The sequence below is a fragment of the Bartonella sp. MR30HLJHH genome, assembly GCF_042194195.1.
In the GTDB taxonomy this organism is placed as follows: Bacteria; Pseudomonadota; Alphaproteobacteria; order Rhizobiales; family Rhizobiaceae; genus Bartonella; species Bartonella grahamii.
The window spans coordinates 225,354-239,425 of sequence record NZ_JBHIMO010000002.1; the positions used below are offsets into that span (position 1 = coordinate 225,354).

Consider the following 14,072-nt stretch of genomic DNA (forward strand, 5'->3'; position numbering starts at 1 on the left):
GAAGTTTTTGTCTTGTAGGGAATATTTCAGTGCTGTTTTATCAATTTTGAGGGCAAATTGTGAACGCTTTTCGTTTCTATGATTTTCTAAGTGTAAAAAGGTATCTCTAATCATGGGGTGAAGGCTATGAGAGTGTTCGTGAAGAGCGAAATATAGTAAAAGATAAATATTTTTGTCTTTAGAATGAAGTAAACACAATAAAGAGGTGATAAAATCTAAAGAGGGAGGAGATATGAGACTTATCAACTTTAGAAAGTTATATACTTTTACTTTCAAGGCGACAATTAAAGAACCTGTTAAGCCCTATATGGTTTCAATTGTTAATGTTGAAGATCTAACAGATATCACTGTTTTTACAATAAACGATGGTGATCCTGTTAGACTTTTTTTAGAATTTGTGAAAAAAATAGAAAAAAGTACAAGATTTTATGCTTATAACCTAAACTATGATTATGCTATTATTCGATCATGGTGTCATTTTAATCAAAATGATCTTATAACACCTAAATTTTATGATTTTATCTCGCAAAATGATAGAGTTCTTAGATCGGAACTTGCATTTCAATCAAATAAATCAAAAAGAGTTTATCTATTCGATTCATTAGAGTTATTTTTAGTTCCTTTGCGAGATATAATAACAGCTTTTACCGATTTAAAACAAAGTGAATCTTCTCTCTTTGAGTGCATTGATGATGTTATTATTCATCAAAATGATATCGATTGCTGTGTGAATGAAAGCAAGGGATTAGCCATTGCTCTCAAAAAAAGACTCCAATGGGGAAGAAATAAAATGACTTTTGCAGCTGATGCTAAAGCTGTATGGTCAGAAAAAATGTTTAAAAAATTTACAAAAATTAAAGCAGAAACATATTTATTCCCATCTTTAGAAGAAGATGATGATTATATTTTTAGAAAAGCAAATGACGGTGGTTTTTGTTTTTTTAATAGATATATGGGTAAATTCATAAATAAAGAAATTGAAATTTATGATGTCAATAGTATGGGCCCTGCTATGATGTTAAAACAATTACCTATAGGGGCACCTCTTTATAAAAAAGGTAAAATTGAAACTAATGACTTACATCCTCTAGGTCTTCAAAGATTTTATATAAATTCAGCAGAATTAAGAGAAAACAAAATACCTATTTTAAATAATAACACACAATCATCATCTGGGGGTGTTGAATATTTACAAATTTTATCTGAATACGAATGTGAACATAAAAAAATATTCATGTTAACATTACAAGAATTTGAATTGTTTAAACAATCTTATCACTACCAAAATTTGGAATTATTAGATGGTTATCTTTTTCAAGCAAGAGATGACCTTTTTACTGATTATATTGATGAATTTTTTGAATTGAAAAATTCTTCAGATAAAACAATCAGCAGAATAGGAAAAATGTTTCTTAATTCATTATGTGGAAAAATGGCTGAACGTCCTCATAGAATTAAAAGATATATCGAATTTGAAAATGATGTTCTTAGATTTATTTGGGGTGAAACAATATTCCAAAAATGTGGTTATTTACCAATTTCTTTATTTGCTGGAAGCTATGCTCGTATGTTTTTAATTGAGTCTATTTACAAAATTGGACTTGAAAATTTTATCTATTGTGACACTGATAGTATCCATTGTTTCAAAACTGAAAATGCTAAAAAATTAGATATTCATCCCTCTAAAATAGGGGCTTGGAAATTAGAAAATAAAAAGAAAATTATAGCAGCTAAATATTTAGCTCGTCGTCAATATTGTTTGCAATTTGAAGATAATACTTTTCAAGCCGTTTGCCCATATATACCTTCTGACAAATTAACGCCTCACATCAAGTCATTGGATGATTTTCAACTTGGTAAAAGCGTTAAAATGACAGGTTTTGAAATGGGTGTTGGTGGTCTATACCCAATAGAAAGATTTGTTCCAATTTAAAGGAAAATAGGAAAAGTGAGTATACTGGGAGATGAAAACGTGCATAGAAAGGCGTGAGGGTATCAAAATTTATCCTGTTATAGCGTAACATACTGTTATTTACTGGCAATATAAGGTTGCTATCCTTGATAGGTTTAATGTTTTTAATGTGTGTGGTGAATGTCCTTAAGGTTGTTTGTCGAGCCTTAAGTTTAAGAAAATCCCATATGTGGAAAACCAAGTAAAGTCTGCTAGAATTCGGATTGTTTACAGACCGAAGCGGGTTAAGAGACTTCGTACTTTGAGGTGTGGGGAGGATATTCATTGGCAATAGCTTGATTTTTATGTTTCGCGGGAATGCTTGGAGGAGCTTTGAAGGGGAAAAGTTTCTTATTCAAGGATGTTTGTTTAACTGACATTGCGTCTTTGAAGTTTTTTCCTTGTAGGGAATATTTCAGTGCTGTTTTATAAACTTTGAGAGGTGGAGGAGAGCCGATACGGTATGTGCTGCTATGGTTGAAGCTCATAAAAATAAAAACAGACGATGACAGATTATCAGAGGTGCTAAGCGATGTTTTAAGCTTTTTTCAAAAAATATTTTTTGAGGATCGTATTTATAAATTTTTTTTATCCATGATGGAGGGATGTAAAAAAAAGAGGTGGTGTGAAGAAGACTCAGGTGTGAAGCGTTTGCTTGCTATGAGAAGAAATTCTGTAGAGGGTATATTGGAAGTGTTTGGAAGCTGCCTTCAATACAAAACAGGTCAAAATTCAAAAAAGACATTGTCAATTGCTTGGAGTGGGGTCAATTGCGTGGGGGGGCGTTTGATGGTGTAGTGATAAGCAGGGGGCTTTTAGTTTATTGAGTGGAATGTGAAGCCGGCTTGCGTTTTATCTAAGTTTGAAAGGATGTCGTAAAGCGTCTCGTTCTTGAATGGTTTCAAAGAGATTGCGGTGATTGTTCGTCTAACAGAGCTTGCACGCGCTTTTGAATCCTGCGCATTTGTGGGTAATACTCTAATGCTGCTTCATAAGCTTTAAGAGCAAGTTTTGGACGCTCTGTTGCTTCCATGGTAACGCCAAGTTCAAAAAAAGCTATATAGTTGCGCGGCTCAAGTTCAAGAGCATGGTTGAGATCAAGCATGGCAAGCTTGAAATCGTTTAGTTGAATGTGAATCCAAGCACGTCTTACCCAAGCTTCAGCGTAAGTAGGTAAAAGTGCAAGAGCATTATCAATATAATCAAGCGCAAGTCCATAATCGTCGCTACTGATCGCATTTTCAGCCCATGACATTAAAAGATCAATTGTATCGCTCCCCGATTGCGACCATAAAAGTTGAAGTTGTTGACTGATCTTTTTCGCTTGAGAAACATCAGCACAATATTTCAACTCTTTCAGTAAGCGTAAAATTTCGGCTTCTTTGCGTTGCTTAACTCTGTCAACATGGGAAAGCTGCTCTTTGTCAAAATCTTCAAGAGTAATCGCAGACAAATCAGAATCAGAGGGCGTTGAGGAAGGGGCAGGAGAATTGGGAATAAGATCATCTAACGGTAAAAGCGATTGTGGAGAAGGACGATCTTCAGGAAGCGAAGGAGGATTTTGCCCATAGCTAGAGGGAACAAAACAAAAAATGCCAACAAAGAAAAGAAAAAAAATGCGCTGGAAAATACAGAAAAAACGCAGCTGAAAAAATCGAAAAGCTTTTAGAAAAATAGAAGAATCCATAAAAACAAGCCCCCAAAAGATAAATCACCAAATATTATCAAACAATGGACTCGTAACCAACGGACTTATAACCCAAAAAACCTTAAGAAAAATTTTTAAGCCTACAAAAAGTAGGCATAAAAACATTAACCCTAAAAGAATTAGCCCTGACGCGCTCTAAAACGTGGGTTCGTTTTATTAAGAATATAAATACGACCTTTACGACGCACCAAACGATTGTTACGGTGGCGCTCCTTTAGTGCTTTAAGCGAATTTTTAATTTTCATCATATTCACCGTTAAACAGTTTACGTAACACAATACCATAATACAACATTAAAACACGAAAATACAACATTACAACCCCAATACACTGCTCACACTATGAACATTGCACTGCGATATCGTACTTGCATCATAACATCACACGACACACTTTTTCGCTGTGATCACAAAAAGAGAAGCGCACTCTTAAGGTACGCATTAACCACTTCATTAGCACAACAACCACTTCATTAGCACAACGAATAAGTGAAAATTGCAAAAAAAGTGAGAAAGATTTAACAAGAAGTCTTATTCTTGTCAAGGGTGTATTATACATTTCCTATGGTGGGTTAATGGTTGCCTTGAAGGTAAAAATATTCTCGCAAAAAAGAACAATAAAAAGTGGAAACAAGTAAAAGCTTCTCATTTGTGAGAAGAGAAACCTGTTTTTCCGTAAAATATCATCGTTTAGGCGGTGTAGAAGGCTTATGTAAAATTTATACCATGAGGTGTTTTTTGTTAGTGTGTGAGGATATTCTTAAAGTTTGCTCTTAAAACCTAGAAAATAAACCGCATAATGAAGACAAAAGGGATGAATTGATAAGGATCAATTTCTACTGTTCATAGTAAGCATAGCAAACTTAAGAGTCTCTCATAGTGTTATGGTTTTCTCATTACAAATCTATGTATCTTTGACCATAGCATTTGCTGCCTGCATATCACAAGCGGGATTGATGTATGGGTAAAAACACTTGAAGAGTAAGGAATAAAACGGTCTTTTATAAATACTTTCAAGTGCAAGAGAGTGCTGCAACATTGGGGACTGGCAAAACGGTGTGATGAGGCTGGCGTTTACGCTTCATAAGCTTGAAGAAGGTGGTGCACTATGAATGTTTAAGCTATTATCGAGAGCTTTTATACTCTATGACGGGGGCTACTGTTGTGAAGTGGTGGCAATGTGCATTGGCCAAGTGTTTCTTTAAAATAAGTGTTTCTTTAAAACAAGTGCGTAAATTGGCAACACAAGTGTCTTCTGTTTGAGGCTTTTTATTTTACGTGAGGGGTGAGAGGATGTTTGGTTTGGGAATGGATAAGCTTAGTGCTGTAATCACGTCCTGTAATTATATCTTTGACGTGGAGATCAGGGACGGAGTGGCGCGCTTGGAACTTCTAATGGGGGATTAAATTTGTGCTATTAGAGTGAAAGATTCTGCATAAATTTCTCTTTTAAGGCAATAGTTTATGATTTTTTGCAACCCAATTATTTCTATGTGTATTTCTACGTGGGGTGGAGTGCTGGATATTGTCAAACGGAGGGGGAATTCAAATTATCCGGTGAGGGAGTCAGTATACTGAGAATATACTTTGGCTCTTGAATGTGGATGGTTTGAATTCCTTTTAATATTCATGCTGTAGAAAAAATTTGACCTTCCCAAGGGTGGTCTATGATAATGTTTATTGAAAGAGTGAAAGGTTCACATTGTCTGGCGATAAACGTAATAAAAGCATGTCATAATACCAATTTATATACATGTTGCAAATGCCAAAGAGAGCTGACGTAATGATCATTGGTATCCCGATCGATAGGGGTAATGACTCTCTTCCTACTGCGAGGTATGTTAGACAAAGAATTCCTGCCATTAATAAAAAGCCTATCGCTAGGATTTTCGTTACGAAAACAATGGGTTTACGAAAGGTTAAAAGAAAGAGGAACAACATATGTCTAAATGGACCCCCTTTACGTTTTTGAGGAGGAACAGGCTGTGCCTCATTTAAAGTTGCTTCCTTATTTTCATTGTTTTCATCTTTGAGTTTGTTTGAAGAGATACCCTCCATTATTTTCCCCTTTTGTATGGTATTTTTGCTATAAAAAGATCTAAGTTTGTGCTGAACGTTAATCACATATTAAGATAAGATACAAGCGAAATTATTTTATTATTGTTAGAAGTGAAGTATTTTTTCGCATAATGAGCGTTTTAAAGGCAATGATAGTATTAAAATGATAGTATTAAAAAGTATAATTTAGCTTTATCAGGATAATAAAACAAACATTTATACTTAGTCAATTAAGGGTGCTATTAGGTGCTCTTCAAAGAAGCTTGCAGCGCGAAAATTGAGGGAACTTCGTGAAGTGTGCTGGTCTGTTGGTCTTGACGAATGTCATTGTTGAGCAGGATAGAGAGTTACAGAGAGTCTTTTGTGGGTGAGAGTATGCGTAAACAAAGTACGCTTACGATAAGGGAGTTTATAAAGAACTGTGCGGGATGCAATAAAGATATGCCATAAAACCCATGAGCATTATACGGTGGTGATGCGCCTTATAATTTATTGTCTTAACAAGCTTAAAGAAAAGGTGGGAAAATCGATGCGCTGAAAAGAGGGGGAGCGTGAGAGAAGAAAAATTGATTTGTAAAGAAGAAATTTAAGCCGTTGGGGGACGTTGAGGAGACTTTTTCGAGAAAGATGTTGAGCGGATGAACAAAAGAAGAAGGTCCTCTATCCGTTGAAGGAAAAAGAGAGAGGAGAAAAAGAAGAAAGTTGCTATGCTGGAGGGGGCTATCTTCTGATCAATATTGGGCTGCGTTTGCGAGAGTTGTTTGGGTAGAGTAATACGTTTTACCTCTCAGCGATTTTATGAGAAAACAAAACTCATGCTTTTGTGAAAATGCTTTTGTGCAAAAATAAACATAAGAAGAGAAGCTAGAGGCAATAAAAGCGCATCGTGGATTGGTATCTATGGGCGCAATCGATCAGTCTCTTTCCTAAAGATTGGGATTAAAAGGAAAATGAAGGGGCTGCCTCTATCATGGGAGAATAATGATGCCTAGAGGTAACATGTTGGATGAGGGGATGATGTTTTTGAGAAAAAAAGGGGGGACAGAGTTTTGGGTGGGAAAGAAGGGTTGAAAGGGGTTGGGGAGCGTTTGTTGAGCCGCATGGATAGTCAATCGGTGTGGAGTGAAGATTTGTTTTTGAGGGGGGATGAGATGTGAAACGGTTTGTGGGCGAGAAGAGGTGATGTTTTTAAAAGAGCAGGGCTTGTAGGAGGGTGTGAAGGGGGGAGAAGCCCATGTCAGGGGAAAGTTAAAAGGTCAGGGGTGTGCGCGATTTGAGCCGCTGGATATCGGTGTGAGGGGAGAGGGTGTTTTTCAGTTCATTGGGTGAAAAAGCGTTTTTATATGTGAGCGTTAAGATTTGCTCGCTGGTCCCATTAATTGGATGACATGTCCCATTTTGCGGTAGGGGTGAACAGTGCTTTTGCCATATAAATGGATCGAGGTGCGCTCTTGCGTGAGAAAATATTTTAACGTGCTTAAATTGTTCCCAAGAAGATTTGTCATTTGGCAATCGCTATGACGGTATGTGCTGCCTAAGGGAAGACCGCAAATAGCACGGATATGCTGTTCAAATTGTGAAGTTATGCATGCTTTTTGTGTCCAATGACCAGAATTATGGACACGCGGCGCTAGTTCATTTACTAAAAGATGACCATCCGTTAAGACAAAAAGTTCAATACAAAGAACACCAACATAATCGAGGGCATCCATTACTGTTAGGCTGATTTCTTGGGCTGCTTTTTGCACGTCAAGTGGAATATGTGATGGAACAAAGGATTTATGAAGAATTCCGTTTTTATGTTGGTTTTCAGGGCAATCATAAAAAATATGTTCCCCTTGTTTTGTGCGAGCCGAGAGAACCGAAATTTCCGATAAAAAAGGAACTATTTCTTCCAAAATACAAGGCTGCTCCTGAAAAGTCCTTAAGGCTTCGTCACGGGTTTGTTCATTGGGGCGATCAAGCTTGATCTGGTTTTTTCCATCATAACCAAAACGACGCGTCTTTAAAAGACCACGTCCGCCTAAGGCATCAAGACCAGAAAGAAGAGAAGAAGAATTGTCAACAGCATACCATGAGGCGGTGCTAATCCCTTGATCGCGCAAAAATTGCTTCTCAAAAAGTCGATCTTGCGTGATCTCTAATGCTTTGGAAGAAGGATAAACAGGCTTACTCTTCTCTACATATTGAACCGTTTGAAGCGAAAGATTTTCAAATTCATAGCTGACAACATCACACTGAGAAATAAAATGATCTAAGGCTGATGTATCGTCATAGGAGGCAACAATATGGCTGTTTGCTGTTTGTGCGGCTGGGCAATCGGCCTCAGGGCAAAAAATAACTGTTCGAAATCCTAATTCTGCGGCCGCTATGGCGAGCATCCGTGCTAATTGTCCGCCCCCGATTAAACCAATGACGCTGCCTGGAGGTAACATGTTAGGTGAGGAGGGGGGGGATGAGAGGGTGGTGTTGGATGAGAGGGTGGTGTTGGAAAACGGTGCCATTTTAAACCTCCGTTACAGGCGTTTTGGCGACATTGGCTGTTTGTTGTTGACGCCAATCTTGTAATCGCTGGGCGAGATCATGATCATAAATGGCCATAACGGCTGCGGCTAAAAGTGCTGCATTAATTGCGCCTGCTTTGCCAATTGCTAATGTGCCAACGGGTATCCCTGCTGGCATTTGCACTATTGAAAGCAAAGAATCTTGACCAGAAAGAGAATGAGAATGCACAGGAACGCCAAAAACAGGAAGAGGCGTAAGGGCTGCTAGCATACCAGGAAGATGCGCTGCACCCCCTGCACCGGCGATTAAAACTTTAAATCCTGCGTCTTTTGCTTCTTTTGCAAATTGATAAAGGCGTTCAGGGGTTCGGTGTGCTGAGACAATATGCGAACTATGAGAAATACCAAGATTTGTCAAAATATCTGCACTATGGCACATCGTTTGCCAATCCGATTGGCTCCCCATTAAAATCGCGACATCACATGATTTTTTTATCATTCTCTATCCTTTTCAAAGGTTCAATGCGATTCTTTATCATTATTTTTTTAAAGTTTTATATTCTCTTTGCAAAGCCAATTGATGACAGAGAAACAGTTATTTTTCAAATAAGATGGAAAGCTAAAAATTTAAAGGGGGATCTTGAGAGATGAAAAATTAAAGTATTGAAGGTTATGAAGCACTTCTTTTGAGGGGGAGGGATGAATTTTGAGGGGGAGGTATTAAGGGGTGGTGTTGGACTCATGAGGCTGTTGAGCTTGCGGCATTGTCTTTTATTTAAGATAAGAGGGAAAAATGCATTGGGGGAAAGCCATTGATTATCAGTTTTTTTAAAAATGTCTCATTTTTATTTGCTAAAATAAACAAGATCACCATATATTATAAAATCTGCTGCAATTTGAAAAATTGCTTATGAGAATATGGCAAAAATGCGTTGCAAAGTGAGGATATTCTTTTGAGAAAAAAGAGATGTCGCTCTCTTAATTTCAAAGGCTATTTATTTTGCTGTTCAAGTGTTTTTTTTAATTGAGTGGGGGAATATGCTCTTTATAATTGTTGATATATCTTTAATAATAGCTGATATAAGGGGAAGCGAATAATCAACGCTTTTGTGCTTTTGTTGAGATGTGTTTCTTAGCGATTATATAGTTCTTTGTTTTTTCACTTAAATATAATGACAAGAAAAGTGAATGACGAATTGTGAATAATAAATCCATGGTCTCTTTTTTGCCCAATTTTGTAATATGGTGAACGTTGAAATAAATAAGTGTTAAACAACGGATGTAAAGGAGATTTAAAAGCTATGTTTCTTCCATTTTTAATCGCTTTAGGTACTGCAATAACGACTATGTGTGGCAAAAAAAATATAAGTTATGCTTTGTGGGCAATTTTATTCGTTGTCATTCTTCTCACTTTTAACCATCACGCAACTTCTACTTTAAATTTATCTTTTTGAGAGAATAGCCATGGAACAAGTTGAACAAAAAAATCCTCACTTTGTCATCTTTATGAATACGCTAGGACTCATTGGGTTATCCATTGTCTTGGTGGTGGCTTTTTATTATCAATTGGTAAAGTTTGAGTTACCTTGTCCCCTTTGTTTGCTACAGCGCGTTGGATTGATGCTGGCAGGTTGTGGGTTCTTGCTCAATATTCACCATAAGGTGAAAAATACCCATTATGGTATGGTTATTCTTGGTTGTATGGTAACGAGTGCTGTTGCAGCGCGGCAAGTGTTTTTGCATATCACACCCGATGATTTGGGATATGGTTCAACGTTCTTTGGATTGCATTTTTATACTTGGGCTTTCATTATTTCTGTCCTTTGTATCTTTGCTGTCTCATTTGTCATGATTTTAGGCGAATTGGCGCACAAGTTCAAAGAATTTTCTCCTTTTCCAGTCTTGAGTAAAGCGGCAAGTTTCTTATTTGTGTTTTTGATTGCAGCAAATTTGATTTCTACCATATTGGAATGTGGTGGTGGACAATGTGCCGATGATCCTGTAAGGTATGAATTGTTAACAAATTGGTTCCCTTCACAGTCTTGAAATTTTTTAATAATCCCTCATCGTGATTTTATTGTTCAAAGAGGCGGAAATGTTTAAAAGTCCGCTTCTTTTTTATTGATTGGGAAGACATTTTAGCAAGATTATTCGATAATCTGATCTTTTATGCAACGCTGGCTTTTATGAGCGCTTGCGATTGATGTTTTTTAAGCGAAGACTTGCTCTGTGAACCTTTTATACTGTCTTTTGAGGGAGATAAAGGGATTGGTTGCAGGTGTTTTTAGAACAATCCCAGATTGTTGAGCTGCGTGGGTTAAAAAGCTTCGTTTTTTTAAGGTGCATTAACGATAAAAAATTTTTATTCTTGATTTTTCTTAACATTGCGTTAAATAAGTTATTGTATTCATTTTGATGCTTCTGAAGTATCTTTGCTGCTTTTAGAGGGATTAATTTAAAATTTTGAAAATTATCTGAATAATTTTCTGCAGAGGTTTGTTTATTAGAGGCAAACCTTTTTTTTTATCTAATTTTTAGATCTTTTCTTTTCAGTGTGAAGCCTTTTTTAGAAAAAATAAAGCGTCTGGATGACTCTCTTTTTTATTAAGATGTTGATTTATAATGATAAATTATCATTTCCAACGTGAAGCACAACGCTGAAATATAATAAGATTTCTCATTATTAGTTTTTTCATATTGAATCAATTAAAATTACTTGCTTGCACACCATGAGCGGGTGGGCCATGTGGGTCAAAACTGTACAAGAAAGGCATGCCTTTAATGAATTGGCTCTTGAACTGAAGGCTGTCCGCAACATTGGGAGCTGGCAGAGTTTTTGTGATGCTGCCAGTGTGTTCCTCCATAAGCGTAAAGATAGGGGGGCTGAATGGATTTTATACATTTCATGGGGGGGATTTTGCCATTCCTATCATGGATAGCGTTGGCGAAATGGGTGTGACGAACGTTGAGAGATTTGTCTTTAAAACAAGCGTGTGAATATGCAACGCAAGTATATTGTGTTTTGTGCGTTTTGTCTTACGAAAAAATACTGTGACTTATAAGGATAAGTTATCGTTGCGGATGTTGAATGAGAAAAACGAAAAGGTTCTCTTATTTCAAATTTTCTTATAGTCAATCAATTAAATGTACTCTCGTACGTTACAAGAAAGCACTGGATGTAAATAAAAATTCTTTTAAAAGTCGTAAAATGCTTCTTATGAATCCTTTTGATAGCTAGAATTTGTCGAAAAAAATTATGCTGGTCAATGCAAATAGTAGGGCGGTTTATATTTATGATTTAAGTGAAAATAGAGGGATTTAAATGAAAAGGGAGGCGAGATTTTAAAGACAGTTGTTGAAAACGTTATTGTGTAATGCATTTTTTACAGATTTTCTGCTTTCTGTAATGACGTAAAAGCGTAAAAACGGAAATGTGCAAAAAAAGAAGCTGGGACTTTATGCGTGGTGTGTGATTTTATCATGGCATGGAATGTGGAGAGAGGGTATGGGGTTTGGGAATGAAGAGTCTGTGAAGGGAGGGGAAGTTTGGATGAAGAGGCGAGGGTGCGTTGATGAGAGAGGAGAGAGGGTGTGAGGGAAGAGAGGGGGAAAGTTGCTTTTTGAAGAGGGGGTGAACGGGTGCTTTCAGTGATCTTACTTTAGGGTGGTGAAGGGGCAAGAATATTTTAGAATAGGACGTATCTGTCGCGTTTGATGAAACATCATCTGTTGAGGGGTGGTGATCTGAAGTTTATAGGGGGAGTTGGATATATTGGCAAATAATGTTAATTAGTGCGCTGTTGCTTAATCAGAAATCAGCCACAAAATTGCTTTTTGTTTTTTCGGCTAGAGTTCTCTAAAGTTTTTTAAAAGGGTGTGTTCTTTTTCGCTGTATGTTTCTTGATCATAGTGTGCGGCATGTGTTGAAAGATTTTCTTTTGTGGCAATATCTGCATAAAAAAAGCTTATGGGAACATCCAGTTTTTGGGTGATTTCGAGTAAACACCCTGCGCTTACACGATTTAAGCCTTTTTCATATTTTTGGATTTGTTGGAAACTGACAGCTAAATAGCATTCCTAATGCTTTTTGGGAAAGTCCCATGGCAATTCTTCTTTGACGGATTCTTTTGCCTATCAAAATGTCGATAAAATTTGGATTTTTGGTTTGCACTTCAAGCCCCCTCCGATTGCGAGCGCCCTCGCATTGGTATTCCGGGAGTCTAAAAGTACTGAATCCGAGTCAGTTTTTTTGCTTTTAGTGCTTAAAGCACCTGGACATAGCAAAAACTCCCGGAATTCCGGGATACCCACAAAAGTGGGCTCAATTGTACGCTCGGATTTAGGGCTTTTAGTTCCCTATTGGTCGTTGCGTATACGACCAAAATTACAGTATTCATTTATAAGGCAATTTCAGAAAATTGGCAAGAGAAATCAAAATCTTTCTATTCTATTATGCCGTAAAACACTGCTCTTTGAGAGGTGTGGTATGCTGGTTTGAATTTGACTTAAGGGGGTATATGAATGGAATAATGTTAATTGTTACTCTTTTGCTTAATCAGAAATCAGCCATAAGATTGCTTTTTGTTTTTTCGCTTTGAGTTCTCTAAAGTTTTTCAAAAGGGTGTGTTCTTTTTCGCTGTATGTTTCTTGCTCACAGTGTGCGGCATGTGTTGAAAGATTTTCTTTTGTGGCAATATCTGCATAAAAAAAGCTTATGGGAACATCCAGTTTTTGGGTGATTTCGAGTAAACACCCTGCGCTTACACGATTTAAGCCTTTTTCATATTTTTGGATTTGTTGGAAACTGACAGCTAAATAGCATTCCTAATGCTTTTTGGGAAAGTCCCATGGCAATTCTTCTTTGACGGATTCTTTTACCTATCAAAATGTCGATAAAATGTGGATTTTTGGTTTGCACTTCAAGCCCCCTCCGGTTGTGAGCGCCCTCGCATTGGTATTCCGGGAGTCTAAAAGTACTGAGCTTAATCAGCTTTTTGCTTTTAGTGCTTATCGCACCTGGACATGGCAAAAACTCCCGGAATTCCGGGATACCCGCAATGCGGGATAAATTCAATGCGGGATAAATTTATGTATTAAGCTTTCGGGCTTTTAGCTCCCTATTTGATCGTTGCGTGGACGATCAAAAACACGTGCTTATCAATAAAGTAATTTCAGAAAATTGGCAAGAAAAATCAAAATAATCTTAAAGACTATAAGATTGGGTATTTTTTAAAAAAGTGCGAAATATGGATTATAAATCGCGTTTTTTTCCTATAGAAATGTCGATAAAATATGGATTTTTAGTTGGCACTTCAAGCCCCCTCCGGTTGCGAGCGCCCTCGCATTGGTATTCCGGGAGTCACAAGTACTGAACCCTAGTCAGTTTTTTTGCTTTTAGTGCTGGTAAGCACTTGGACATAGCAAAAACTCCCGGAATCCCGGGCCCCCCACGAAAGTGGGTTCAATTGTACGCTAGGGTTTAGGGCTTGTTTTCCCTCTTGATCGTTGCGTAGACGATCAAAATATTTTTTAAGTGATAAAGTAATTTTAGAAGATTGGCAAGAGAAATTAATATGTCATAAAACGGCGTTATTTGGGGTGGTGGTGATATCAGGCATATCAATTTATCAAGGTGTTTTTTTGGAGTGTGATGAATATTTTAGGATGGATTTCTTTGTCTGGTCTGATGAAACAGTCTCGTTTGAGGGGGGGTGATCTGAAGTGCGTGGGCGTGTTGGGTAAGAAGCTGAGATGTCGAGCATTGTTTTCAGAGCAGCGCGGGGTTGGTGGTGTGGGAATTTTATTTGGCTTTATTCTGTGAATGTGTAAAAGCGTAAAAACGGAAATGTGCA

The 14,072-nt window shown here is 37.2% G+C and carries 9 protein-coding genes and 2 pseudogenes; 4 read left to right on the top strand and 7 right to left on the bottom strand.

The genetic code is table 11. From position 1 onward, the window contains the following. The first annotated feature begins 205 nt into the window (after nt 1-205). Entirely contained in the window at nt 206-1,933 is a 1,728-nt protein-coding gene (locus ACFIKR_RS02315) for a DNA polymerase (RefSeq protein ID WP_375658667.1), read from the top strand. Nucleotides 1,934-2,852: 919 nt separating this feature from the next. On the opposite strand, the gene ACFIKR_RS02320 is transcribed toward ACFIKR_RS02315, so the two are convergent. From ACFIKR_RS02320 to purE, 5 genes are all read right to left on the bottom strand, one after another. Further along, entirely contained in the window at nt 2,853-3,638 is a 786-nt protein-coding gene (locus tag ACFIKR_RS02320) for a tetratricopeptide repeat protein (protein WP_375658668.1), read from the bottom strand. Between the two features lie 140 nt (nt 3,639-3,778). After that, nucleotides 3,779-3,904: a type B 50S ribosomal protein L36 gene (ykgO, locus tag ACFIKR_RS02325; protein ID WP_013545486.1), complete on the bottom strand. Its 126-nt coding sequence runs from the start codon at nt 3,902-3,904 to the stop codon at nt 3,779-3,781. A 1,431-nt stretch (nt 3,905-5,335) separates the two neighbouring features. Beyond that, the gene (locus ACFIKR_RS02330; protein WP_375658669.1) at nt 5,336-5,716 is read right to left on the bottom strand and encodes a hypothetical protein; all 381 of its coding nucleotides are present in this window, start codon (nt 5,714-5,716) and stop codon (nt 5,336-5,338) included. A 1,352-nt stretch (nt 5,717-7,068) separates the two neighbouring features. Further along, nucleotides 7,069-8,220 carry a 5-(carboxyamino)imidazole ribonucleotide synthase gene (locus ACFIKR_RS02335; RefSeq protein WP_375658670.1) on the bottom strand — a complete coding sequence of 384 codons (1,152 nt, stop codon included), beginning with the start codon at nt 8,218-8,220 and terminating at the stop codon, nt 7,069-7,071. Nucleotide 8,221: 1 nt separating this feature from the next. Beyond that, the gene (gene purE, locus ACFIKR_RS02340) at nt 8,222-8,719 is read right to left on the bottom strand and encodes a 5-(carboxyamino)imidazole ribonucleotide mutase (RefSeq protein ID WP_375658671.1); all 498 of its coding nucleotides are present in this window, start codon (nt 8,717-8,719) and stop codon (nt 8,222-8,224) included. An 802-nt stretch (nt 8,720-9,521) separates the two neighbouring features. On the opposite strand from purE, the gene ACFIKR_RS02345 reads away from it, so the two are divergent. The 3 genes from ACFIKR_RS02345 to ACFIKR_RS02355 all read left to right on the top strand — a co-directional run bounded on the left by ACFIKR_RS02345 (nt 9,522) and on the right by ACFIKR_RS02355 (nt 11,159). Next, nucleotides 9,522-9,674 carry a DUF5993 family protein gene (locus ACFIKR_RS02345; protein ID WP_375641765.1) on the top strand — a complete coding sequence of 51 codons (153 nt, stop codon included), beginning with the start codon at nt 9,522-9,524 and terminating at the stop codon, nt 9,672-9,674. A 10-nt stretch (nt 9,675-9,684) separates the two neighbouring features. Further along, on the top strand, nt 9,685-10,266 hold the full coding sequence (locus tag ACFIKR_RS02350; RefSeq protein WP_375658672.1) for a disulfide bond formation protein B: 582 nt from the start codon (nt 9,685-9,687) through the stop codon (nt 10,264-10,266). A 698-nt stretch (nt 10,267-10,964) separates the two neighbouring features. Continuing rightward, complete coding sequence (locus ACFIKR_RS02355) at nt 10,965-11,159, top strand: hypothetical protein (protein ID WP_375658673.1); 195 nt, start codon at nt 10,965-10,967, stop codon at nt 11,157-11,159. A gap of 907 nt (nt 11,160-12,066) precedes the next feature. Here the strand turns inward: ACFIKR_RS02355 and ACFIKR_RS02360 are convergent. Both ACFIKR_RS02360 and ACFIKR_RS02365 read right to left on the bottom strand, forming a co-directional pair. Then, nucleotides 12,067-12,391: pseudogene (locus ACFIKR_RS02360) on the bottom strand (helix-turn-helix domain-containing protein). Nucleotides 12,392-12,771: 380 nt separating this feature from the next. Then, nucleotides 12,772-13,138 (bottom strand): annotated as a pseudogene (locus tag ACFIKR_RS02365) (helix-turn-helix domain-containing protein). Nucleotides 13,139-14,072 lie beyond the last annotated feature (934 nt).